The organism is Cupriavidus sp. SZY C1, from assembly GCF_032190535.1.
GTDB lineage: Bacteria > Pseudomonadota > Gammaproteobacteria > Burkholderiales > Burkholderiaceae > Cupriavidus > Cupriavidus pauculus_C.
In genome coordinates this window covers 449,878-471,598 of the sequence record NZ_JAUANU010000001.1, presented here as the reverse complement: position 1 = coordinate 471,598, position 21,721 = coordinate 449,878, and the positions used below count along the sequence as shown (strand labels likewise).

The 21,721-nt window shown below is 66.5% G+C and carries 21 protein-coding genes, 1 tRNA gene and 1 riboswitch; of the genes, 12 read left to right on the top strand and 10 right to left on the bottom strand.

Annotated features, from left to right (window positions below):
- Positions 1 to 43 precede the first annotated feature (43 nt).
- From QTN24_RS02240 to glyA, 8 genes are all read right to left on the bottom strand, one after another.
- Positions 44 to 601: a GspH/FimT family pseudopilin gene (locus tag QTN24_RS02240; RefSeq protein ID WP_124683517.1), complete on the bottom strand. Its 558-nt coding sequence runs from the start codon at positions 599 to 601 to the stop codon at positions 44 to 46.
- Between the two features lie 5 nt (positions 602 to 606).
- Positions 607 to 1,071 carry a type IV pilin protein gene (locus QTN24_RS02235; protein WP_124683518.1) on the bottom strand — a complete coding sequence of 155 codons (465 nt, stop codon included), beginning with the start codon at positions 1,069 to 1,071 and terminating at the stop codon, positions 607 to 609.
- An 11-nt stretch (positions 1,072 to 1,082) separates the two neighbouring features.
- Positions 1,083 to 4,961: a pilus assembly protein gene (locus QTN24_RS02230; RefSeq protein WP_313835173.1), complete on the bottom strand. Its 3,879-nt coding sequence runs from the start codon at positions 4,959 to 4,961 to the stop codon at positions 1,083 to 1,085.
- A gap of 64 nt (positions 4,962 to 5,025) precedes the next feature.
- Positions 5,026 to 5,667 (bottom strand): PilX N-terminal domain-containing pilus assembly protein, encoded by a 642-nt coding sequence (locus QTN24_RS02225; RefSeq protein ID WP_124683520.1) that lies wholly within the window; start codon positions 5,665 to 5,667, stop codon positions 5,026 to 5,028.
- A complete protein-coding gene (locus QTN24_RS02220; RefSeq protein ID WP_313835172.1) occupies positions 5,658 to 6,611 on the bottom strand; it encodes a PilW family protein in 954 nt (317 codons plus the stop codon). Before QTN24_RS02220 ends, QTN24_RS02225 begins: the two co-directional genes overlap by 10 nt.
- Entirely contained in the window at positions 6,611 to 7,237 is a 627-nt protein-coding gene (gene pilV / locus QTN24_RS02215) for a type IV pilus modification protein PilV (RefSeq protein WP_313835171.1), read from the bottom strand. The genes QTN24_RS02220 and pilV overlap by 1 nt, the downstream gene beginning before the upstream one ends.
- 238 nt (positions 7,238 to 7,475) lie before the next feature.
- Positions 7,476 to 7,943 (bottom strand): transcriptional regulator NrdR, encoded by a 468-nt coding sequence (gene nrdR, locus QTN24_RS02210; protein ID WP_124683523.1) that lies wholly within the window; start codon positions 7,941 to 7,943, stop codon positions 7,476 to 7,478.
- A gap of 170 nt (positions 7,944 to 8,113) precedes the next feature.
- Positions 8,114 to 9,361, bottom strand: a complete 1,248-nt coding sequence (glyA, locus tag QTN24_RS02205; protein ID WP_124683524.1) for a serine hydroxymethyltransferase — start codon at positions 9,359 to 9,361, stop codon at positions 8,114 to 8,116.
- A 179-nt stretch (positions 9,362 to 9,540) separates the two neighbouring features.
- Positions 9,541 to 9,643: riboswitch (ZMP/ZTP riboswitch) on the bottom strand.
- Between the two features lie 168 nt (positions 9,644 to 9,811).
- Here glyA and ybgC point away from each other — a divergent pair.
- The 12 genes from ybgC to QTN24_RS02145 all read left to right on the top strand — a co-directional run bounded on the left by ybgC (position 9,812) and on the right by QTN24_RS02145 (position 20,733).
- Positions 9,812 to 10,216: a tol-pal system-associated acyl-CoA thioesterase gene (gene ybgC / locus QTN24_RS02200; protein ID WP_313835170.1), complete on the top strand. Its 405-nt coding sequence runs from the start codon at positions 9,812 to 9,814 to the stop codon at positions 10,214 to 10,216.
- On the top strand, positions 10,213 to 10,896 hold the full coding sequence (tolQ, locus tag QTN24_RS02195) for a protein TolQ (RefSeq protein ID WP_061956800.1): 684 nt from the start codon (positions 10,213 to 10,215) through the stop codon (positions 10,894 to 10,896). The genes ybgC and tolQ overlap by 4 nt, the downstream gene beginning before the upstream one ends.
- A 20-nt stretch (positions 10,897 to 10,916) precedes the next feature.
- Positions 10,917 to 11,354: a protein TolR gene (tolR, locus tag QTN24_RS02190; protein ID WP_124683526.1), complete on the top strand. Its 438-nt coding sequence runs from the start codon at positions 10,917 to 10,919 to the stop codon at positions 11,352 to 11,354.
- An 18-nt stretch (positions 11,355 to 11,372) separates the two neighbouring features.
- On the top strand, positions 11,373 to 12,416 hold the full coding sequence (tolA, locus tag QTN24_RS02185) for a cell envelope integrity protein TolA (protein WP_313835385.1): 1,044 nt from the start codon (positions 11,373 to 11,375) through the stop codon (positions 12,414 to 12,416).
- A 212-nt stretch (positions 12,417 to 12,628) separates the two neighbouring features.
- Positions 12,629 to 13,969, top strand: coding sequence for a Tol-Pal system beta propeller repeat protein TolB (tolB, locus tag QTN24_RS02180; RefSeq protein ID WP_124683527.1), 1,341 nt, complete (start codon positions 12,629 to 12,631; stop codon positions 13,967 to 13,969).
- Positions 13,970 to 13,989: 20 nt separating this feature from the next.
- Positions 13,990 to 14,499, top strand: coding sequence for a peptidoglycan-associated lipoprotein Pal (gene pal, locus QTN24_RS02175; protein WP_172966031.1), 510 nt, complete (start codon positions 13,990 to 13,992; stop codon positions 14,497 to 14,499).
- 18 nt (positions 14,500 to 14,517) lie between these two features.
- Positions 14,518 to 15,273 carry a tol-pal system protein YbgF gene (gene ybgF / locus QTN24_RS02170; protein WP_124683528.1) on the top strand — a complete coding sequence of 252 codons (756 nt, stop codon included), beginning with the start codon at positions 14,518 to 14,520 and terminating at the stop codon, positions 15,271 to 15,273.
- Between the two features lie 226 nt (positions 15,274 to 15,499).
- Positions 15,500 to 16,183: a 7-cyano-7-deazaguanine synthase QueC gene (queC, locus tag QTN24_RS02165; RefSeq protein ID WP_313835169.1), complete on the top strand. Its 684-nt coding sequence runs from the start codon at positions 15,500 to 15,502 to the stop codon at positions 16,181 to 16,183.
- 96 nt (positions 16,184 to 16,279) lie between these two features.
- The gene (locus tag QTN24_RS02160) at positions 16,280 to 17,395 is read left to right on the top strand and encodes a YeeE/YedE family protein (protein ID WP_313835168.1); all 1,116 of its coding nucleotides are present in this window, start codon (positions 16,280 to 16,282) and stop codon (positions 17,393 to 17,395) included.
- A gap of 60 nt (positions 17,396 to 17,455) precedes the next feature.
- Positions 17,456 to 17,531, top strand: a tRNA-Lys gene (locus tag QTN24_RS02155).
- 240 nt (positions 17,532 to 17,771) lie between these two features.
- Positions 17,772 to 18,599, top strand: a complete 828-nt coding sequence (locus QTN24_RS02150; protein WP_313835167.1) for a hypothetical protein — start codon at positions 17,772 to 17,774, stop codon at positions 18,597 to 18,599.
- Between the two features lie 121 nt (positions 18,600 to 18,720).
- Positions 18,721 to 20,733 (top strand): diguanylate cyclase domain-containing protein, encoded by a 2,013-nt coding sequence (locus tag QTN24_RS02145; RefSeq protein WP_313835166.1) that lies wholly within the window; start codon positions 18,721 to 18,723, stop codon positions 20,731 to 20,733.
- On the opposite strand, the gene QTN24_RS02140 is transcribed toward QTN24_RS02145, so the two are convergent.
- Complete coding sequence (locus QTN24_RS02140) at positions 20,730 to 21,269, bottom strand: DUF3318 domain-containing protein (RefSeq protein WP_124683533.1); 540 nt, start codon at positions 21,267 to 21,269, stop codon at positions 20,730 to 20,732. The genes QTN24_RS02145 and QTN24_RS02140 overlap by 4 nt on opposite strands.
- Positions 21,266 to 21,643: a phage holin family protein gene (locus QTN24_RS02135; RefSeq protein ID WP_313835165.1), complete on the bottom strand. Its 378-nt coding sequence runs from the start codon at positions 21,641 to 21,643 to the stop codon at positions 21,266 to 21,268. The genes QTN24_RS02140 and QTN24_RS02135 overlap by 4 nt, the downstream gene beginning before the upstream one ends.
- Between the last annotated feature and the right edge of the window lie 78 nt (positions 21,644 to 21,721).

The following is a 21,721-nucleotide window of genomic DNA, read 5'->3' as shown; positions in this document are numbered from 1 at the left end:
GGCCGGGGGCGGCCGCTCCCGCCCCCGGGCCGCGCCAGCCAGGCTACTGGTTGATCGTCGGCATCACGCAGTACTGCGTGTCGGCGGCGGGATTGCAGACTCGGGCCCGCCCGAGGGGACTGACTTCGACGAGTCGCCGCGCGTCGCCCAGCGTGAACATGATTGCCATCGCCATTTGCGCCTTGTTGGCCGACTGCGAATAGCCGATTGGCGAAAACGAGATGTACTTGTAGCCGTTCGTGGCGTCGTAGGCGTACTCCATGCCGTCCGGCAGCGGGTCGTACTGCGCGATGAGCGTGTCCGTGCCGTTGTACTTGCCGTCAGGCGACGCATGCTCGTTGAAGACCTGCCAGCCCTTCTTCCAGTCTTCGTCGACCGGCGCCACCGTGATGTAGCTGTTGCTGGCCGCTGCCACGGTGCGCGCCTTGGTCAATGCCGCGTTCAGGCTGTCCGCCGTGGTCAGCAGCCGCTGGTTCTTCATGAACGTGGCCATGCTGGGCACGGCGAAGCCGACGATGACCGCGGCTACCGCGATCGTGGTCATCAACTCGATCAGCGTGAAGCCGCGATGGCGCGGCAGCCTTTGCCGGGTAGCGGTCATGGCGGTCACCAGCAGTTGGGGACGGACTTGGGCGCCGTGCTGCCGATGGCGACCAGCTTCTCGTTGGTGCTGCGCAGTACCAGCGCGTCGCACGTGGGATCGTCGAAGCCGGCATTCGGCTTTGCACGCAGCTCCACGCACTGCCCATCGTTGGGTGTCCCGGCACCGGTGCAGGGAATCGCCGAGATCGTGTACTTCGCGCCGGTGGGGTTGTCGCCCGAGTACTTCTTGTAGCCGTCCCAGGTGACGGTCGTGCCGGCGGCGTAGTAGGTATTCACCTGCGAAAAATGCCGCTCGAAAAGCTGCATATTTTCCATCAGCGCCGCCTTGGCCTCGGTGCGCCGACCCTTGCGGATGAATTCCTGGTAGGACGGGTAGGCAATCGCGGCCAGGATGCCGATGACGGTGACCGTCACCATCAGTTCCATCAGTGTGAAGCCGGCTTGCCGGCCCCGCAGTCGAGTATGCATCGCGGGCTCCATCAGTCAATCTTGAAGTTGCGGACTTCGCGCCAGCTCTGGCGGCCCGGGCGCTTCTTCTGGCCGGGGTCGGTCGGGCCGCCGCCCGACGTGGAGATGGTGCCGTCGGCGCCAAAGCTCAGGGCCATCGTCTTGGTGGTCTGGATGTAGCCGCCGACTGAGCCGCGCGGGTCCGAGCTGCGTGTCACGACGATGATCGTCGGCGCACCGAGCAGGCCGTTGGACGACTGGATGCCCGATGTGCCGTTCACCGGCAGCCCCGTCAGCGTGTTCAGCGTGTAGCTGCGGCTGCCGCCGGCGGTGTTGCAGGCGTCGACGGCCGTGTAGATCGAGTTGAAGTACACAAGGCCGCCAGACAGCGCCGCCGAGGTGATCTGGCGCTCGGTCTTGTCCAGGAAGTCCATTACCCAGCCGGGCTTGCGCAGACCCACGAAGCCCGGCGCGATCGCCGTGCCGGTGAACTGGATCGTCGAGCCGTCGGCGCTGTACTTCAGCGTCAGCGGGTTCAGGGCGCTGCGGTTGCCGGCATACGACAGCGTGTTGTCGTCGTAGATGCCGTAGAAGGCGTTGCCCGACGTCGGGTTGGGTGCGGTGTCGGCCAGTTCGTAGTACTTGCCGGTACCGAACAACACCATGTAGCCGCCCGGGGCATAGGTCACCGAAGGCTGCATCGTGATGGGCTGGCGCGTGCCCGTGGTCTTGTCGGTGGCAATGAACATCGGCTTGCCGGGGTAGCCGCCATAGGCCGGCAGGGCGCCCTTCTCGCCGGCGTTCCACGTGTCGCTGGTGCCGGAGAGCGCGAACTTCCAGAGGTTGCCCTGCAGGTCGCCCGCGTAGGCGGCCAGCGCGGTACCGTTCGCGCCGGCGACCACGGCAGGCGTGCTCAGGCCGTTGGCGGTGGAGTAGGGCGGGACCGCGGCCGGCACGGGCGTCTTGATCTTCCAGTAGTTGACGCCTTCCAGCCAGTTCTCGGAGGGCGCTTTGTCCAGCGACAGGATGAACAGCACCGCGGGGGCGTCGGCGTCGTAGGACTTGTCTTCCAGGTTCGCGTTGATGCCGTTGCCCACGATCACGTACCAGCCATACTGCGGCACGCCCTTGCTGTCCTTGCCCTTCATGAGCTTGGCGATCTGGGGCCGGCCCATGACGTTGCCCATGTCCTTGTCATGCTGGTCGGTGAACTCCCACAGCACATTGGCGGCGCCGAAGCTGTCCGGGGCGGTCACGTCCAGCGCGAACACGCCCTGGGCGCCGCCGCCAAAGCCAGCGGTCAGCACCGACTTCCACTTGTCGCCGATCTGGGCTTCGGTGATTGTCGGCGTGGCATCGACATAGGGCCGGTGGTTGTAGGTGCGTGAGGTCAGCTGGTTCAGGGTGCCGTACAGCGCGTTGGGCACGTAGGCCAGCACTTCGTCGCCGGTCTCGGCATTGAAGCCGTGCAGCATGCCGTCATTGGCGCCGACGTAGACCACCGGTGTGCGCGACTGGTAGGTCGAGTAGAACGTGCTGTAGCCGGTGCCCGGACGCAGGGGGGCGGGGGCGCCAACGTACACGGGGCCCGAGTTGATGATGTCGCCGAGCCGGGTCTGGCGCTGGCGGAACAAGCCGCCGTTGCCGGCGCCGTCATTCTCCTGGCTGCGGTCGCCGCGCAGGTAGTCCACGCGCCTGCTGCCCAGGCCGTCGGCGCTGCCGGTTTCGGGATTCAGGTTCAGCGCCGTTTGCTGGTCCTTCGACAGGCTGTCCCACAGGAACGGCGCGCCGGTGCCGGTCTGGCTGTTCAGCGTATAGATGACGCGCGAGGCCGGAGTGCGCCCCGCGAGCTTCGCACCGGCTTCCCACTTCTGGGTGCCGGACACGCTCACCGTGCCGTCGGTGCCGCGCACCAGCGGGAAGGCCATCAGCTTGCCGTTCCACTGGCTGTCGAAGCCCGGGGTGTAGACGGTCTGGTCGGTGAAGACGGTGTTGCTGCTCAGCGCGATGCCGGACAGTGTGCCGCCGGAACTGGCCACCACGTCGAACACCTTGCGGATCGACCGGATCATGTCGGCCGGCTGGCTGGCCAGGAACCAGTTGGTCGGCAGTTTCGAACCGGGGGCCGTTTCCCATTCGGTATTGGTCTTGGTCAGCTTGCCGTTGACCAGTGTCTGGAACGGGTTGCCATCGTTGTTGCCGCCGTCCTTGAGGGCGTTCAGGAAGCCGCCGTACTTGGCCGCCAGGTAGATCTGGCTGCGGCGCTGCGCGTCGCCTACCGTGCCGTTGCCCGCCTCGTTCACGTCGATGCCGAAAGTGGTGACGCGGGCGTCCGGCATGTCGGGACGGAAGGCGGCCGTGTGCGCCCAGTACGCCACGCCCGCCATGTAGTAGGACGAGTTCGACGAGGTCGGGTGCCCCCTCGAGAGCATGTTGGCGATGGTGGTGCTGGTATCCGCGTACGGGTTGCCTACGTCGGGACTGTTCATTTCCATGGCCTGGACGCGCTTGGTCCAGTCGACAACGTCGAAGCCGCTGTAGCTGTCCACGGCCCTCGTCGGATCGCCGCGCCCGGTGTAGGTGTTGCCGGGCACGTAGTTGTCCTGGTGGGTGTTGATGTCGCCGATCGTCAGCACATAGTTGCGCTGGCATTTGTTCAGCATCGGGTCGACGTTCCAGGACGAGTAGACCGCGAAGTTGTCGGTGTTGGCCGTGGTCAGGTTATTGACCGCTTCCGGTGTGGGACCCTTGTTGTGGAACTGCAGGTAGCGGATGGATTCGTAAAACAGTTCGCTCAGCGGGTCGTAGGTCTTGTACGAGCCAGTCGGGTTGTCGGTCGGCTTGCCAAGGCTGGTAATCGTCGTTCGGCCAAATTTGTTCAGGTAATTGACCACGCCGCTGTTGCCCGTGCTGTCGCCGAGCGGGTTGGCCGCGAAGACGCCGTAGGCATCCCATTCCTTGGCGGTGTTCGTGATGGTCTTGAGGTCGGTGTTGACGGCCGAATTGCCCAGGTACTTCATCGGCGCACGCAGCACACCGCCGTAGCGTTCGTTCTGCGCCAGGTTGCCGTTGTTGTAGTTGTCGTTCAGGTAGCCGAACGCCGCAAAGCGCACGCGCTCGGCGTTGCGCTGCATTTCGCCCACCGGCTTGTAGTTGGTGCCGTCGTAGCTGTAGCAGAGATCGGTCCGGGACGTGGCTTCGTTGCTGTCGCAGACCTGCACTTGCACCCGGTACGAGCGGCGTTCCGTCAGGTTCCCCCGTCGGTCGACCTGGTCTGCGTACTGGCCCAGGCTGCTGCAGTTCAATCCGTTGCTATCCGAGTTGGCGAAGAAGATATGGTTGCCACACGACGCCATGTACAGGGTGGAGTACGTGTATGGCGTGACTTCGCTGGGCGATACGCCATTGGCATTCTTCGACAGTGTCTTCAGCGGGAAATAGCTGCCGCTCTTGAAGAAGTCTGCCTGCAGCACGGCGCGCTGGAGCACGGTCTGGGTGCGGGTGTCGACCACGCGGTCGCCGCCGGTCATGGCCAGGCGCAGCATGTCGATGGCCGACGAGGCCGCCCAGTTCATGAAGTTGCCGCTGAACTGGCCAGAGCAGGTGCGGGTTGCCGACGCATTGCCGCTGATCGTGAAGTAGCCGTTCGTGGCATCGTACGCGTAGCACTTGCCGCTGTTGAAGTAGCCGACGTACTCGGTGTTGGCGCTGTATGCGCCGCGGTACGCCGCGCCCGTGGTCGGAAACTCCACGGACAGCGCCAGCATCAGGTTCGGATGCAGGTTCTGCACCTTGCCATAGAGCGGCGTCTTGGCGATATCGACCGTCGGGACGGTCGGGGTCGTGGCGGCGCCGGCGAGCGTTGCCCAGCACAGGGCAACCAGCGGCAGCAATCGGTTCAGGATCTTCATGACGTAGGTCCCGTTGCGTGTAGGCAGAAGCGAAGCGGTTGGGAGATCGGGCCGGCGGCCCGCATCACGTGGCGGACGGCTGTAGCTGGCCCCGCCGATAGTAGGTCTGCACCACCGCGCGGGTGGTGTCGTTCGGCCCGAATCCCACGGCGGTGACGCGATAGATGAACGACGGCGGCGACTGCGTGCCCGTGGCATCCTCGCCCAATTCCGTGTCCTGGAAGATCTCGATCAGGTAGCGGGGCTTGCGGGCCGGGGTCAGGCCCGCGCCGGTAGGGAAGGCCAGGCCGGTGAACGTGCCATATTCCACCGTCCGTTGGCCAACCTTGGTTGTCCAGTCGACCTGGTCCCAGATGTTCGTGGTGGTCCAGGTGTCCGTGGTGTCGCACAGTCCCAGCGTGGGGTCGGCCTTGCTGGTGCCCGTGCCGCAACCGACCATGAAGCCTTTGGGCGCGGTGGGGATGAACGAGTCGGCCCGGCTGCCGGATTCGATATCCTTCTCGGCGTCGCGCAGTGCTGCCTCGGCGGCCTGGAAGGCGATCTCGAAGTCGCGCTGGTTGCGCGAGCTGCGCTTGGTGTCGAGCGCGGCCCGGGCGCCGGCGATGGCGAGCATCGTGATGACCAGCAGCATGATCACGGCCGTGATCAGTGCGATGCCCTGCTCCCGGCGGGGCGCCAGCCTGTTGACGCGGGTCGTCAGAAGCATAGGACGTCTCCCTTGTAGCAGGTGAGGTAGTTGTGCAACTGCACAGTGGCCGTGTAGAGCTTGCGTGCGGCCTTCGTATCGACCTTCGGTACGTACGAGGCGTCCGGCAGGCTCGAACCCAGCGTGCCAAACAGATTGAAGGTGCCGGCGTCGGTGCCGGTGGCGTTGAGGTTGTCGGTCCTGACGACCATTGCCACCTTGGCCGTCAGGACCATGTCCCATTCGTTCGTGCCGATCTGGTCCGCGGTCACGAACTTGTCCGGGACTTCGTCGTCGTTGACAGCAATGCCGTACAGCACCTGGAACGCTTCCACGCCGGGCACCAGTTCCTGAGTGACGTAGCTGTCTGGCACCACCGCGCCGTTCTTGCGCTCGGGGTACTTGCACATCAGCGCCGGCTTGCCGTTGCTGCCCGTGTCGACGTAGAGCAGGGCCAGGCCGCGTTGCTTGGCGGCGGTGTTCTTGTTCTTCTCGTCGAGAGCGCCGACGGCTATGCCCGCGCAGTCCACGACGGAGCCGTCCGGCGTACCATCGGGATTCGAGATGCCGAAGAAGCGGATCATCACTGCGTCGCTGTTGTTGATCGCCACGCCGCCGCCGCAGGTCACGCGCTGCAGTCCGTTTGCATCGGGCGTGATCTGAGGCGCCGCGCAATGGTCCTTGCCGTCGATCATCGGGTCGTCGACCGTCATCAGGCCCCCGCCGCCGCTGGCAGGCGGGGTGAAGGCGGTTTGCCGCAGCATCCGGGTGACCACCGAAATGGCGAAGTTGCCACGCTCTTGCAGGTTGGCGCTGTCATCGATGGTCGCGTAGCTGTTGCGACTCATCATGTAGAACGCCAGGCCGGCCGACAGCAGCAGCAGCGACAGCACCAGCGTGACCATCAGTTCGACCAGCGTGTAGCCGCCGGAGCGGCGCCGGGTGGTTGGAATCGTGCGGCGCATCACTGCTCCACCCCCGGGAGAATGGTGACCACGATCTGGGGCTTGGCATCGCCCTTGGCGTCGCGGGAATCGGCCAGTTTCGAGCCGGCTGGCACGTCTGTGCCGCCGGTGTCGGCAAAGCGTGAGACCCAGCCGATCTTGACGACCAGCGGCGTAGCCGTGGCGCCGCCGGGTCCCACGGCGCAGCCCCAGTCGTAACCGGTATCGAGGTTGAAAGCCGTGGCGTCGCGGCAGACCACCGCGCGGCCCTTGGGCAGGTTCGCGGCGATCATGCGAGCCCATTCGGCCTGGTCGAACGCCGCAGTCAGGGGGGCGCAGGTCTTGGCGTCGCCGGTGCACGGCGTGACGTAGGGATTGGCGTTGTCGGCGATGGCGGGCGCGCCATTGCTGGTGTCGAACTTGTCGTAGGCCCCGGCCCGGGTCAGCGCGTCGTTCGCGCGCATGCGATCTGCCATGTCGTTGGCGATCTGCAGCGCCACGATGTCGTAGGAAGATTGCTGGGCGAAGCGGAAAGACTTGACGAGCAGGTTGGCCACGCCGAGCACGCCGAAGGCGAGCACGACGATAGCAACCAATGCTTCAAGCATGGTGAAGCCGGCTGCCTCCCGGCAGCGGAATTGACCCATTTGTAACTCCCGTCCAAAAAACGACAGTTCTTTTTTGTTCTTTGCGCGGCGCGCTGGAATTCTGTGTGCGTCCGGGCCTCTGACGGGACCGGTTCCGCTGGCGGCTGTTTGTTGCCGCGCTGCCGTTCGTGCCGGTTCGGTTTGGTCCGATCCGGTCCGACGGGAGCGCGCGCCCGCTCGCCCGCCTCCTTACCCAAAGGAGGCTAGTGCAGATTAGACAGCTTTTTTGGCCAAGTGGCTACCCCTTTCGTGGGGTAGGGGTTGAAAACTCGTCGAGTACGTCGCGGAATTCCGACACATCTTCGAAGCTGCGGTAGACCGAGGCAAAGCGGATGTAGGCAATCTTGTCCAGCTTGCGCAGTTCGCGCATGACCAGCTCGCCCACCTGGCTGCTCGAAATTTCCTTTTCGCCCAGCGCCAGCAGTTTTTCCTCGATGCGCAGGATGGCTTCGTCGATGGCCTCGGCCGATACCGGCCGCTTGCGCAGCGCCAGGCGCATGGAATCCTTGAGCTTGGCGCGTGTGTAGTCCACCCGGGAGCCGTTTTTCTTGACGATGGCCGGGAAGAACAGTTCGATGCGTTCGTAGGTGGTGAAGCGGCGGTCGCAGGCTTCGCAGCGGCGGCGGCGGCGTACGGTTTCGCCGTCTTCCGAGACGCGGCTATCGAGGACCTGGGTATTGGAATGACCGCAAAAGGGGCATTTCATGCCTGACCACCTGAAGAAATGTGCCAGCCCGCATTTTGCATCTTCGAATTCTGCTGCGGGATTGCGGCGGGTCAACCGGCGCCGCCGCCCGGAGGCGGCGGCGCTGTTGGTGCGTACTGACTATCGGTACGCGGAAGGACCGTCCAGGCCGTTCAGCCCGTTCAGGCCGATCAGCCGTACACCGGGAAGCGGCGCGTCAGCGCCGACACCTGCTCGCGCACGCGGGCGATGTTGGCGGCGTCGTGCGGGTTGTCCAGCACGTCGGCGATCAGGTTGGCCACCTGGCGTGCTTCTTCTTCCTTGAAGCCGCGCGTGGTCATGGCCGGCGAGCCCAGGCGGATGCCCGAGGTCACGAACGGCTTTTCCGGGTCGTTCGGGATGGCGTTCTTGTTGACCGTGATATGCGCGTCGCCCAGGATCTTCTCGGCTTCCTTGCCGGTGATCTGCTTGGCGCGCAGGTCCACCAGCATCACGTGGCTTTCGGTCTTGCCCGACACGATGCGCAGGCCGCGCGAGATCAGCGTCTCGGCCAGCACGGCGGCGTTCTTCACCACTTGCTGCTGGTAGGTCTTGAATTCCGGTTGCAGCGCTTCCTTGAACGCGACGGCCTTGCCGGCGATCACGTGCATCAGCGGGCCGCCCTGGATACCCGGGAAGATGGCCGAGTTGATGGCCTTCTCGTGCTCGGCCTTCATCAGGATCACGCCGCCGCGCGGGCCGCGCAGGCTCTTGTGGGTGGTGGTGGTCACGAAGTCGGCGTGCGGCACCGGGTTCGGGTAGACGCCCGCGGCGATCAGGCCGGCGTAGTGCGCCATGTCGACCATGAAGTAGGCGCCAACTGCCTTGGCAACCTTGGCGATGCGTTCGAAGTCGATGCGCAGGGCAAAGGCCGAGGCGCCGGCGATGATCATCTTCGGCTTGGTCTCGTGGGCCTGCTTTTCCAGCGCGTCGTAGTCGATGTCTTCCTGGGCGTTCAGGCCGTAGCTGACCACGTTGAACCACTTGCCGCTCATGTTCAGTGCCATGCCGTGCGTCAGGTGGCCGCCTTCGGCCAGGCTCATGCCCATGATCGTGTCGCCCGGCTTGAGCATGGCGAAGAACACGCCCTGGTTGGCCTGCGAGCCCGAATTGGGCTGCACGTTGGCGGCTTCGGCGCCGAAGAGCTGCTTCACGCGGTCGATGGCCAGTTGTTCCACCACGTCCACGTACTCGCAGCCGCCGTAGTAGCGCTTGCCCGGATACCCTTCGGCGTACTTGTTGGTCAGTTGCGAACCCTGGGCGGCCATCACGGCCGGCGAGGTGTAGTTCTCGGAAGCAATCAGTTCGATATGGTCTTCCTGGCGCTGGTTTTCTTTCTCGATGGCGGCGAAGACTTCGGGATCGATCTGTTCGATCGTGAAACGGCTGCGTTCAAACATGGCGTGACTCGTCTGTAAAAAGGAAAGCGGACGGCAATGTCGATATGAAGATCGGTTGCGGATCGGCGTTCGGATGGAAGCGGGAAACTTCGCGGATAGGGCGCGCGGGGAAGGCACTGGCGTCCAGCATCGTGAGCCGCAACGCGCGGCTGACCGATGCAGGGCGCACCCTGCTTCCCATTCGCTGCCCAGGCGAGCGGCAGGCGCTTGCAACTTCACGCCCAAAGATCTTGCGCTTCCTCGTGGTAGTACCCACTGACTTCGCCAGTCGCGCAAGGTGGAATGGTTGCCGCAGAGTTTATGCGAACGGGCCGCTTGCCGCAACCCGCGAGGTCAAGCCCGGGGCCGCCGTGCGGCCTGCGCGGCCAAGGGCTTGTGGCGCATGGCTCGCAACTTGCTGTTGCAAAGTCGCGTACGGGTTAACCAGTGCGCTCCGTTACAATGCGGGCCATGCCAAATTTCGTGTGGCCGCTGCGCGTGTACTGGGAAGACACCGACGCTGGCGGCGTGGTGTTCTACGCCAACTATCTCAAGTTCTTCGAGCGGGCGCGGACCGAATGGCTGCGCTCGCTCGGCATTGAACAACAGACCCTTGCCGATGCGTCCGGCGTGGTCTTCGTCGTACGCAGTACCGCGGTGGAATACAATGCGCCCGCCCGGCTGGACGACCAGCTGGAGATCCGTACGCTCGTCGAACGGGTCGGGCCGGCATCGGTCCAATTCACCCAGGAAGCCTGGCGAGGGGACGTGATGCTGGCCAGCGGCAAAATCCGTGTGGGATGTGTCGATAAAGTCACATTCCGTCCGGCCCCGATTCCTGCTCCTGTTCTCGCCACTATTAAAAACGCTCGATGAATCCGGTGACCGTCACACAAGACCTGTCGATCATTTCGCTGGTCCTTCACGCCAGCCTGCTGGCACAGGCCGTCATGGCCCTGCTGCTGGTGATGTCCCTGTTCTCGTGGACCTACATCTTCCGCAAACATCTGGCGCTGCGCGCGGCGCGCACCCAGACCGAGGGCTTCGAGCGCGATTTCTGGGCCGGCGGCGACCTGCAGGCGCTCTATAACAGCGCCGTCAACAACCGCCACAACACCGGCGCGCTGGAACGCATCTTCGAATCGGGCATGGGTGAATTCCTGAAGGCCCGCGAGCGCAGCAACGATGCCGGCGCGCTGCTCGACGCCGCCCGCCGCGCCATGCGCGCCGCGTACCAGCGCGAGATGGACGTGCTCGAATCCCACCTGCCGTTCCTGGCGTCGGTTGGCTCGGTCAGCCCGTACATCGGCCTGTTCGGCACCGTCTGGGGGATCATGAACGCGTTCCGGGGCCTGTCGAATGTGCAGCAGGCGACGCTTGCATCGGTGGCCCCCGGCATCGCCGAGGCGCTGGTCGCTACCGCGATCGGCCTGTTCGCCGCCATCCCGGCCGTGATTGCCTATAACCGCTATGCCACCGAGATCGACCGGCTGGCCATCCGGTTCGAAAGCTTCATGGAAGAATTCCTGAACATCCTGCAGCGGCAGACCCGCTGAACCGACTGGGGAGCACAGCCATGGCAGCCATCCAGCGCCGGGGCGGTTCGCGCCGCCGGGCCAGCGCCGACATCAATGTCGTGCCGTATATCGACGTGATGCTCGTGCTGCTCGTCATCTTCATGGTGGCGGCACCGATCGTGAACCCGGCCGTCGTGGACCTGCCGTCGGTGGCCAACGCCACGCCGCAGCAGCAGACGCCGCCGATCATCGTCACCGTGCACGAGGACGGCCAGCTCACCGCGCGCGGCAAGGAAAGCTCGGGCGGGTCGTTCGAGCGCAAGCTCGACAAGCGCGGCCTGATCGATTTCGTGCACCAGCGCCAGAACGAGAATCCGGACCAGCCGGTGGTGATCGCCGCCGACAAGGCCGTCAAGTACGAAGCCGTGCTGGACGTCATGTCCGTGCTCAAGGCCGATGGCGTCAAGCGCGTCGGCCTGATGGTCAAGTCCAAGTAAGCGTCATTGCGTCCCAAAGTGGCCAGCATCCCGTCACGTCATCCGCAGCCAAGCCCTTCGGGCGCGAAGGCCGCCGCCTATCCGTATCAGCCGGTCAAGGAACGCGGCACGACGCGGTCGTTCCTGCTTGCGCTGCTGATGCACCTGTTGCTCGGCATCGTGCTGTACTACGGCGTGCACTGGCAGAGCAGCACGCCGGTCGGCGCCGAGGCCGAGCTGTGGGAGGAAATTCCCGACGTCACGCCGGCGCCGCCGCCGCGTCCGGTGGAGCAGCCGGTGCCCGCGCCGCCGCAGCCGGCCGTGCGCAGCAAGGTCGAGGAAGAGGCCGACATCGCGCTGGAACAGAAGAAGCGCAAGCAGGCCGAGGAGGCCGCCGCCCGCGAGGAAGCCGCGCGCCGCGAGCGCGAGCGCAAGGAACAGGAACAGAAGGAAGCGCAGCGCAAGGAAGAACAGCGCCAGCAGCAACTGGAGGCGCAGCGCAAGGAAGACGCGAAGAAGAAGGCTGACAAGGAAAAGGCTGACAAGGCCGCCCTGGCCGCGCGCGAGAAGGAAAAGGCCGAGCAGGAGCGCAAGGACGCCGAGGCCAAGGCGCGCGCCGATGCCGACAAGCAGGCCAAGGCCAAGACCAAGGCCGACGCGGACGCCAAGGCCAAGCGCGAAGCCGCGGCCAATGCGCAGCGCAAGTCGGAACTGGCGCGGCTGCAGGCGCTGGCCGGCGGCGGCAGCGCCGCGTCGAGCGGCGGCGGTGTCGGCAGCGCCACGGGCTCGGGCGCGGGTTCGGGCGGCAAGGCGTCGCCGGGCTATTCGGACCGCGTGCGCCGCCGCGTCAAGCCGAACATCATCTTCAACGGCGACGTGCAGGGCAATCCGGCCGCCGTGGTGGCGGTGCGGCTGGCGCCGGACGGGTCGATCCTGTCCAAGCGGCTGGCCAAGTCCAGCGGCGACACCGACTGGGACAACGCCGTGCTGCGCGCCGTGGAGCGCTCTGACCCGCTGCCGCGCGACGAAGACGGCAAGGCGCCGTCGTTCGAGTTCACCATCACGTTCCGTCCGAAGGACTGACAGGGCGGAGCGTCGAGTGCCATGATTTGCAACATAATGCAACCTTCATCGTTGGCCGCCAGTCCGATCGCTACCATGAACGGTTGCCTGACGCGGCCGGCAGCGTGCAACACGCGCGCACGACGGACATGCGCCAAGCTGCATGCCGTCCGTGCCGACGTGCTTGCTGTGCCCGCCGTACCGATGAATCCTGAAATCGACTGAGGAGCAGCATGCGAAAGCTTTGGGCCCCTAACTGGCTGTCCCGACGCCAGACCACCACGATCACCCGCGACCAGGGCCGCCACGCGCTGATGGCGTGGCTGGCGGTGGCGCTGATGTCGGCCGGCGCGGCGCACGCGCAACTGAACGTGGAAATCACGGGCGTTGGTTCGAACCAGTTCCCCGTGGCCACGGCCAACTTCCAGGGCGAAGGGCAGGGCGCGCAGAACCTGACCGCCGTCATCCGCGCCGACCTGGTCAATAGCGGCCGTTTCCGCAATATCGATCCCGCCGGTGCCACCGTGCCCGAATCGGCCCAGGTGGACCTGGGTAGCTGGAAGGCCAAGGGCGCCGATGCGTTCGTGGCCGGCAGCGTCACCCCGAGCGGCAATGGCCAGTACGAGGTGCGCTTCCGCCTGTACGACACGGTCAAGGGCCAGAGCCTTGGCGGCCTGGCGTTCAACGTGTCGCAGAGCCAGCTTCGCGTGACCGCGCACAAGATTGCCGACTACATCTACGAAAAGCTGCTGGGCGAGCGCGGCGTGTTTGCCACGCGGCTGTCGTACGTGTCGAAGGTGGGCAGCCGCTACCAGCTTCTGATCTCCGATTCGGACGGCCAGAACGCCCAGGTGGCGCTGTCCAGCAGCGAGCCGATCATCTCGCCGTCGTGGTCGCCCGATGGCCGCCGCGTGGCCTACGTCTCGTTCGAGGCCAAGAAGCCGGTGGTGTACGTGCATGACCTGGCCACCGGCAAGCGCACGCTGGTATCGAACCAGAAGGGCAACAACAGCGCCCCGTCGTGGTCGCCCGATGGCCAGCGGCTGGCCGTGGCGCTGTCGCGCGACGGCAACACGCAGATCTACCTGGTCAACGCCGACGGCTCCGGCCTGCGCCGCATCACGCGCAGCAGCGCGATCGATACCGAGCCGCAGTTCTCGCCGGACGGCCGCAGCATCTATTTCACCAGCGATCGCGGCGGTGCGCCGCAGATCTACCGGATGCCGGCCTCTGGCGAGGAATCCGGCGCCGCGCAACGCGTGACGTTCAAGGGCAACTACAACGTCAGTCCGCGCGTGTCGCCGGACGGCAAGTACCTGGCCTACATCTCGCGTTCGGGCGGCTTCCGCCTGCAACTGCAGGACCTGTCCAACGGTGATGTGACTTCTCTCACGGATACGTCCAACGACGAAGCCCCGAGCTTCGCCGCCAATGGCAAATACATCCTGTATGCCACCCGTGTGGGCGGCCGCTCGGTTCTGGCGGCGGTCTCCACGGACGGCCGAACGAAACAGGTTCTGTCGCTCCAGTCCGGCGAGGTTCGCGAGCCGTCCTGGGGTCCTTTCATGCAGTAGAAAAAGAGGAGTCTCTCGCCATGTCCCAAATGATGACCAAATCGCTCGCCCTGGCTGCCCTGCTGGCCCTGGGCGCCTGCAGCTCCGGCGTGAAGCTGGACGACGCTTCGAAGGCCGGCACCGGCACGGGCGGCGCCCAGACCGATCCGCGCGCCGTGGCGCCGGTGGTGGCCGCCGATCCGCTGAACGACCCGAACAGCCCGCTGGCCAAGCGCAGCGTGTACTTCGACTTCGACAGCTACTCGGTCAAGTCGGAATACCAGGGCGTGCTGCAGTCGCACGCGCAGTACCTGGGCACCAACAAGAGCCGCAAGATCCTGATCCAGGGCAACACCGACGAACGCGGCACCAGCGAGTACAACCTGGCCCTGGGCCAGAAGCGTGCCGAGGCCGTGCGCCGTTCGATGGCGTCGCTGGGCGTGCCCGAGTCGCAGATGGAAGCTGTGAGCCTAGGCAAGGAAAAGCCGAAGGCCACCGGCCACGACGAAGCCTCGTGGGCTGAGAACCGTCGCGCCGACATCGTCTACTGATCCACGGAATAATCCTTCATGAATGCTCGCGTTTCCACCCTGCTGTGGCTGGCCGCTGTATCTGGCGGCCTGCTGGCAGCCAGTTCCGCCCACGCCGGCGTGTTCGACGACGACGAGGCGCGCAAGGCGGTGATCCAGCTCCGGGACCAGTTCAACGGTTTCCAGGCCACGGCATCGCAGCGGATCGACCAGAACAGCCGTCAGCAGCTTGACATGCAGAACCAGCTTGAGGGTCTGCGTCAGGAAGTGGCACGGCTGCGTGGCCAGAACGAGGTGTTGCAGAACACGGTGGACACGCTGCAGAAGCAGCAGAAGGATTACTACGCCGACCTCGACGCGCGCCTCAAGAAGTTCGAGCCGCAGCAGGTGACCGTCGACGGCAAGGAAGGGCTTGCACAGCCGACCGAAAAACCCGAGTACGACGCCGCGCTGAAGCAGTTCCAGTCGGGCGATTTCAAGGGCGCGGGCAACGCCTTCTCGGCGTTTGCGAAGAAGTATCCGCAGAGCCCGTACCTGCCGCTGGCCCAGTTCTGGCTCGGCAATTCGCTCTACGCGCAGCGTGACTACAAGGGTTCGACTTTCGTGCTGCAGAACATGGTGCAGCAGTACCCGACGCATGCGAAGGTACCCGACGCCATGATCGCCATCGCCAACAACCAGCTGGAAACGGGCCAGAAGGCACAGGCCCGCAAGACGCTGGAGACGGTGGTGTCGAAGTATCCCGGCACCGAAGGCGCCCAGGCCGCCAGCAACCGGCTGAAGACGCTGAAGTAACCGGTATCCGCAGCAAGGCAGTCAGGAAAAGCCCGCGACGTTCGCGGGCTTTTTCTTTTTAGGGGGGGTGGTGGGTAGGTGGGAGACCGGCCGGCGGCTGGCTTCCCTCTCCCGCATGCGGGAGAGTGGAGCAAGGCAGCAGTCAGGCCAGGCAACCGCGCTAAAATACGCGATTCGCCCATCGAGGCGTGACTACAGCGCGCTTGTTCCGCGCGCACCGCACATCATGACCCAACGCGCAATCGTCCTGTTATCCGGCGGCCTGGACTCCGCCACCGTGCTCGCCATGGCCAATGCGGCCGGGTTTGAAACCTACGCGCTGTCGATGCGCTACGGCCAGCGCCATTCGTCCGAACTGGACGCCGCCCGCAAGGTGGCGGCCGCGCTGGGCGCGAAGCGGCACGAGATCATCGACCTGGACCTGCGCCGCTTTGGCGGCTCGGCGCTGACCGACGATGCGCTGGACGTGCCCACCGCGGGCGAAACGGGCGGCATCCCGATCACCTACGTGCCGGCCCGCAACACGATCATGCTGTCGCTGGCGCTCGGCTGGGCCGAGGCCATCGGCGGCCGCGACCTGTTCTTCGGCGCCAATGCCGTGGACTACTCAGGCTATCCCGACTGCCGCCCCGAATACGTGTCGGCCTACGAGACGCTGGCGAACCTGGCGACCAAGGCCGGCGTCGAGGGCGACCGGTTCCGCGTTCACGCGCCGATCATCGACATGACCAAGGCGGACATCATCCGCGCCGGCGTGAAGCTGGGCGTCGACTACGGCCTGACCGTGTCGTGCTACAAGGCCGACGACGAAGGCCGCGCCTGCGGCGTGTGCGATTCGTGCCGCATCCGCCGGGCCGGTTTCGAGCAGGCCGGCGTGGCGGACCCCACGCGCTACCAGACCGCCGCCTGACGGGCCGGCTGACCAGACAAGAAGGGGCGCCGCCGAGCGCCCCCGCACACCGCGGTACCCAGAACACCAAGACGTTCCACGAGCCATCCCCGAGACATGCCCGACATCGACATCCCCGCGCTCACGCACACGGTCCTGCTGAGCACCTTCGTCCTGACCTTCCTGTTCGGCGCCGTCCTGCAGCGCACGCATTTCTGCACGATGGGCGCCATCTCGGACATCGTCAACATTGGCGACTGGAGCCGCATGCGGATGTGGGTTCTGGCCATCGGCGTGGCGATGATCGGCACGGGCGTGCTGGCGTGGGCCGGCCTGATCGACCCGACCAAGACGATCTACACGTCGGCGAAGCTGGCGTGGCTGTCGGCAGCCGTGGGCGGGCTGATGTTCGGCTTCGGCATGGTGCTGGCGTCGGGCTGCGGCAGCAAGACGCTGGTGCGCATTGGCGCCGGCAACCTGAAGTCGCTGGTGGTGTTCGTGTTCCTGGGGCTGTCGGCCTACATGACGCTGCGCGGCCTGTTCGGCGTGGTGCGCGTGAATACCGTCGACGCGGTGGCGGTGGCGCTGCCGTCGACGCAGGACCTGCCGTCGCTGGTGGCGCAGGCCAGCGGCATGGCGCGTGGCACGCTGCAACTGGTGCTGGGCGGGGCCATCGGCGCCGTGCTGGTGGTCTGGGCGCTGCTCGGCAACGGCTTCCGCACGTTCGACAACCTGCTGGGCGGGCTGGCCGTGGGGCTGATCATCGTCGGCATGTGGTACGTGTCGGGCCATCTGGGCTACGTGTCCGAAGACCCGAACACGCTGGAGGAACTGTTCGTCGGCACCAACAGCGGCCGCATGGAAAGCCTGAGCTTTGTGGCGCCGTACGCCTACACGCTGGACTGGCTGATGCTGTTCAGCGACAAGAGCAAGGTGCTGACCATCGGCATCGTCAGCGTGATCGGCGTGATCGCCGGCGCCGCCGCCTACGCGCTGGCGTCGCGCACGTTCCGCTGGGAAGGTTTCGGCAATGCCGAGGACGTGGCCAACCACATGGTCGGCGGCATCCTGATGGGCGCCGGCGGCGTCACGGCGCTGGGCTGCACCATCGGCCAGGGGCTGTCGGGCGTGTCGACGCTGGCGGTCGGCTCGTTCATCGTGTTCGCAACGATCATGGTGGGCGCCGTGCTCGCCTTCAAGTACCAGATGTGGCGCCTGGAGCGTATGGCGTGACGCCGGCGGCGTCTTGACACCCCCAGGGGGCCTCCCTATAATCGCGGATTCAGTTTTTCCGGGTCGTTAGCTCAGTCGGTAGAGCAGCGGACTTTTAATCCGTTGGTCGCGTGTTCGAGTCACGCACGACCCACCAGCATTTCCTCAAAAGGGCCTGTGGCGCAAGTCACGGGCCCTTTTGCTTTTGGCGCGCGAAATGGCGCCTTGGTGGCGTGCCGGGCGTCCATGCGCTACCGCACGTAACAGACCCGGCATCGTGCGGCGCCGCTGCCTAGAATGGATGCTCCCGTTCGAAAAAGGCCGAAGCGTTGATCCCATGAAACGGATGGCAAGCCGCCTGGCTCTCTTCGTTGCCCTGGTTCTGTGGGGCGTCAATGTGGCGTGGGCGTCTGATATCGCCTGCCCGACCACGTTCCGGGGGCGCTGCGACGTATCGGCGCCGGCCGGCACGGCCTGCCAGGACACCGCGCGGATCCATCCGCACGGGCGGCAACTGATCTGCGAATACGCGATGCTGCACGAGAGCTACGAGGCGATCTACGCCGACCAGCAGCGCGGCCGCCATGCCGGTACGCTGAGCCGCGCCGAACTGGACGCCTGGCGCCGCAAGCGCGACGCGTGCACGACGGTGCGATGCCTGGACCAGTTGTTCGCCAGCTGGCACAGCGGCCGGCGCGGGCCGGCGCTGCGCGACGCGCCGGCCAGGCCGCCGACGCTGGCAGACACCCGCCCGGCGCCCCGGCGTGCGATGCCGGCGCCCCATCCCGCCACGGTCCACGGCGACGCGGTTGTCACGCCCGCTGTCGACACCGATGCCGACCTTGCGATGATCGACCTGGCCGCGTCGGCGTCCGACCCGGCGACGCCGAGTTTCGAGCCGGCCACGCTGTCGCTGCGCGATTCCCTGCCACCGCTGCCGCCGCGCGGGCCACGCCCCGACCGGCCGGGCCCGGCATCGGCTTTCACGTGGATGGCCTGGGTGCTGGTGCTGCTGGCGGGCGGCGGCGCGTTCTACTGGCTGGTCATCCGCAAGCAGGCGTCGCGCTATCTGGACGCCGCGTTCGCGTCGGCGGCCAGCGGCCTGTCGTGGCTCAAGACCCTGCCGATGCTGGCGTTCATCCTGACCGGCCTGGCGCTGCTCAATGGCGCGCTGCTGGTCTTCCTGCTGGGAGGATGGCGCCCACACGTGCCCGGAATCAATTAACCAGTCTGAGTTAGAGACACCCCGCAACGCCTCATTGACAATGCAACCAGACACGGCCGCCAGCAGGCGACCGGGGTGAAATCTTCGACAGCCGGAAAGCGTCCGGCGCGGGAAGTCTCGGATGCAGCAAGCTGGTGGCGGGCGTCGCCTGCCGGCCAACGAGCACGTACTGCGTGTCGTCTGGCCGTTTGTCCCCGTGGTGGTGGCGTTGGCGCTGTTCTGCATCGCCAGCGTCGACGTGCTATCGGCGGCGCGGGGCTTCGTGGCTGGCGAGAGCCTCTGGACCAAGGGCCAGAAGGCGGCCGTGCTGCACCTGCTGCGCTACGCCGAAACCCGGCGCGAGGCCGACTACCAGGCCTACCTGGCCGCCATCGCGGTGCCGCTGGGCGATCACCGCGCCCGCCTGGAACTCGAAAAACCCGACTATGACCGCGCCGTGGCCGTGCAGGGCCTGCTGACGGGCGGCAACCATCCCGACGACATTCCGGCCATGATCCGCCTCTATCGCTATTTCCGGCAGGTGCCGGAGATCGACGAGGCGATCTCGATCTGGACCACCGCCGACGCCGAAATCGCGCGCCTCGACGCGCTGGCGCGGCGCCTGCGCGCGCGCGTGAACGAGCCCGGCTGCGACGCCGCCTGCGTGGCGCCGCTGCAGCGCGATATCGCCGACATCGACGCGCTGCTCACGCCGATGGAGGAAGCGTTCTCGAACGCGCTGGGCAAGGCGTCGCGGCGGGTGCGGGTGCTGCTGATCTGGTGCGCGGGCGCGCTGCCGGCGCTGCTGCTGGTGTGCGGATACTGGCTGTCGACGCGGATGATGCGCCGCCAGCGGCTGCTGCAGCAGGCGCTGGCCGTCAGCGAGGAGCGGCTGCAGCTTGCCGTGGCGGGCAGTACCGACGGCCTCTGGGACTGGCATCCCCATCGCGGCGAGCTGTACTTCTCGCCGCGCTGCGCCGAAATGCTCGGCTACGCGCCCGACGAACTGCCGCACGCGCGCGAGACGCTGCTGGCGCTGATGCATCCCGACGACGTGCCGGAATTCGAGCGGCGGCTGGATGGCCATGTGCGCAAGGGCATGCCGTACGACGTGGAGATGCGGCTGCGCCGCAAGCACGGCGGCTACCTGTGGGTGCGGGCGCGGGGCCGCATGGTGCGCGGCGCCGTGGGCAAGGCCCGGCGCATGGCCGGATCGCTGAGCGACATTTCCGAGCGCAAGCGCTTCGAGGCGCAGTTGTTCGCCGAAAAGGAGCGCGCGCAGGTCACGCTGCACGCCATCGCCGACGCGGTCATCACGACCGACGTCTGGGGCCGGATCCAGTCGCTGAACCCCGTGGCCCAGACGATGACGGGCTGGACCGACGCCGAGGCCGCCGGCTGTTTCCTGCAGCAGGTCTGCCAGCTACACGACGAAGCCACGCAGGCGCCGGCCAACGACCTGGTGCCGCGCGCGCTGGCCGGCAACTGGCCCAGTCAGGTCGTCATGCTGCTGCGCCGGCGCGACGCGGCCGAGCAGGAGGCGACCACGGCGGTCAAGCTGTCGGTCGCACTGATCCGGGACAAGGCGGGGCAGGCCATCGGCATCGTCGTGGTGCTGCACGACGTCAGCCTGGAGCGGGCGCAGGCGGCGCAGCTTGCCTACCAGGCCAGCCATGACCCGCTGACCGGGCTGGTCAACCGGCTGGAATTCGAGCGGCGGCTCGATGCGGCAGTGTCGCGGGCGCAGCACGCGGGCAGCGTCCACACGCTGATGTACCTGGATCTGGACCAGTTCAAGGTGGTCAACGACACCTGCGGCCACGCGGCCGGCGACGAGCTGATCTGCCAGCTTGCCGATGTCATGCGCCAGCAACTGCGGCGCAGCGACACGCTGGCGCGCCTGGGCGGCGACGAATTCGCGGTACTGCTGGAGTATTGTGGCGCGGCCGACGGCGAGCGCGTGGCCGAGACGCTGCGCGCCGCCATCGCCGACTATCGCTACCGCTGCCGCGACCAGGCGTTCGCGGTGGGGGTCAGCATCGGCCTGGTAACAATCGACGAACGGACGGCCAGCCGCGAGGCGGCGCTGGGCGCGGCCGACACGGCCTGCTACCGCGCCAAGCGGGAAGGGCGCAACCGGGTGCGGGTGGGCTAGGGGGCGACGGGCGGCGGCGTGGCCGGGGCCGGCGGCGAGGGCACCAGCGGGTCGCGGAAGCCGGTGTCGAGGGTCACGGTGGAGCCGGACGTCGTCGGTACGACCACCACGCCGGGCTTGCGCGGCTGCGACGCCTTCCAGGTCTTGTATCCCCAGTAGCCGGCGCCGGCCAGCATGCCGACCTTCGACAGCTTCCAGGCGATGCGGCCGACCGGGGTGCGGCGCAGCAGCGGCAGGGCCAGCGTGATGGCCGTGCTCAGCACCGGGTAGTCGCGCGTGATGCCGAACAGCTTGAGCCAGCCGCCGGGCCGCGTCATGCGCGGCAGCCACGTGCCAAGGTTGGCCATGCGGCGGGCGCCGCCCCGGACCTGCCGCAACGCCTGCACGGCGTCGTAGCGTTCCAGCGCGGCACGGGTGATCAGCAGTTCCTTGCGCACCGCCAGCGGCAGGCGCACCTCGCGCGTGAAGCGGACCGGGCGGGGATGCTCGCTGCGCGGACGGCTGCTGTCGATCGAATCGTCTTCGGGCGTGGTCATTGGCGCAGCATCTCCCGGTCTTTGTCTAGCTCGGCCAGCGTGGATTCAAACAGCGGCGGGGCGGAGCGCACCTTGTGGCGCGCGACGAGCAGGCAGGCGGCGGCGCAGGCGACGTAGAACACCACGATCGCGCCAATGGCCTGCCAGCGGTAGGTTTCCCAGAACAGGATGGCGATCAGCAGCGTGAAGGTCATCAGCGCCATGCCGAAGAATACGAGGCCAAAGCAGGCGAGCAACGCCACCTTCATCAGCCGGGTACGCTCCTCGGCCAGCTCCACACTGGCCAGCTCCAGCCGTGTCTGCAGCATCGACACGATGGAACCACCGAGGTTGCGGAGGGAGTCCAGGAACTTGGGGGAGTGAGATTCGCTCATGCGGCTCCGGCGAAAAAGCGATGCGCCGGCATGGGCGGCATCTGCAAGGGAATGACGGCAGCGGGGAATGGGCCGCTG

Bases quoted from the DNA above. Each gene is read 5' to 3' on its own strand.
- nrdR (WP_124683523.1), bottom strand. From the start codon at position 7,943: ATGAAATGCCCCTTTTGCGGTCATTCCAATACCCAGGTCCTCGATAGC.
- ybgC (WP_313835170.1), top strand. From the start codon at position 9,812: ATGCCAAATTTCGTGTGGCCGCTGCGCGTGTACTGGGAAGACACCGAC.
- tolQ (WP_061956800.1), top strand. From the start codon at position 10,213: ATGAATCCGGTGACCGTCACACAAGACCTGTCGATCATTTCGCTGGTC.
- glyA (WP_124683524.1), bottom strand. From the start codon at position 9,361: ATGTTTGAACGCAGCCGTTTCACGATCGAACAGATCGATCCCGAAGTC.
- QTN24_RS02235 (WP_124683518.1), bottom strand. From the start codon at position 1,071: ATGCATACTCGACTGCGGGGCCGGCAAGCCGGCTTCACACTGATGGAA.
- QTN24_RS02140 (WP_124683533.1), bottom strand. From the start codon at position 21,269: ATGACCACGCCCGAAGACGATTCGATCGACAGCAGCCGTCCGCGCAGC.
- QTN24_RS02230 (WP_313835173.1), bottom strand. From the start codon at position 4,961: ATGAAGATCCTGAACCGATTGCTGCCGCTGGTTGCCCTGTGCTGGGCA.
- QTN24_RS02135 (WP_313835165.1), bottom strand. From the start codon at position 21,643: ATGAGCGAATCTCACTCCCCCAAGTTCCTGGACTCCCTCCGCAACCTC.
- QTN24_RS02160 (WP_313835168.1), top strand. From the start codon at position 16,280: ATGCCCGACATCGACATCCCCGCGCTCACGCACACGGTCCTGCTGAGC.
- pal (WP_172966031.1), top strand. From the start codon at position 13,990: ATGTCCCAAATGATGACCAAATCGCTCGCCCTGGCTGCCCTGCTGGCC.
- QTN24_RS02220 (WP_313835172.1), bottom strand. From the start codon at position 6,611: ATGCGCCGCACGATTCCAACCACCCGGCGCCGCTCCGGCGGCTACACG.
- QTN24_RS02225 (WP_124683520.1), bottom strand. From the start codon at position 5,667: ATGCTTCTGACGACCCGCGTCAACAGGCTGGCGCCCCGCCGGGAGCAG.
- QTN24_RS02240 (WP_124683517.1), bottom strand. From the start codon at position 601: ATGACCGCTACCCGGCAAAGGCTGCCGCGCCATCGCGGCTTCACGCTG.
- tolR (WP_124683526.1), top strand. From the start codon at position 10,917: ATGGCAGCCATCCAGCGCCGGGGCGGTTCGCGCCGCCGGGCCAGCGCC.
- tolB (WP_124683527.1), top strand. From the start codon at position 12,629: ATGCGAAAGCTTTGGGCCCCTAACTGGCTGTCCCGACGCCAGACCACC.
- ybgF (WP_124683528.1), top strand. From the start codon at position 14,518: ATGAATGCTCGCGTTTCCACCCTGCTGTGGCTGGCCGCTGTATCTGGC.
- pilV (WP_313835171.1), bottom strand. From the start codon at position 7,237: ATGGGTCAATTCCGCTGCCGGGAGGCAGCCGGCTTCACCATGCTTGAA.
- queC (WP_313835169.1), top strand. From the start codon at position 15,500: ATGACCCAACGCGCAATCGTCCTGTTATCCGGCGGCCTGGACTCCGCC.
- QTN24_RS02145 (WP_313835166.1), top strand. From the start codon at position 18,721: ATGCAGCAAGCTGGTGGCGGGCGTCGCCTGCCGGCCAACGAGCACGTA.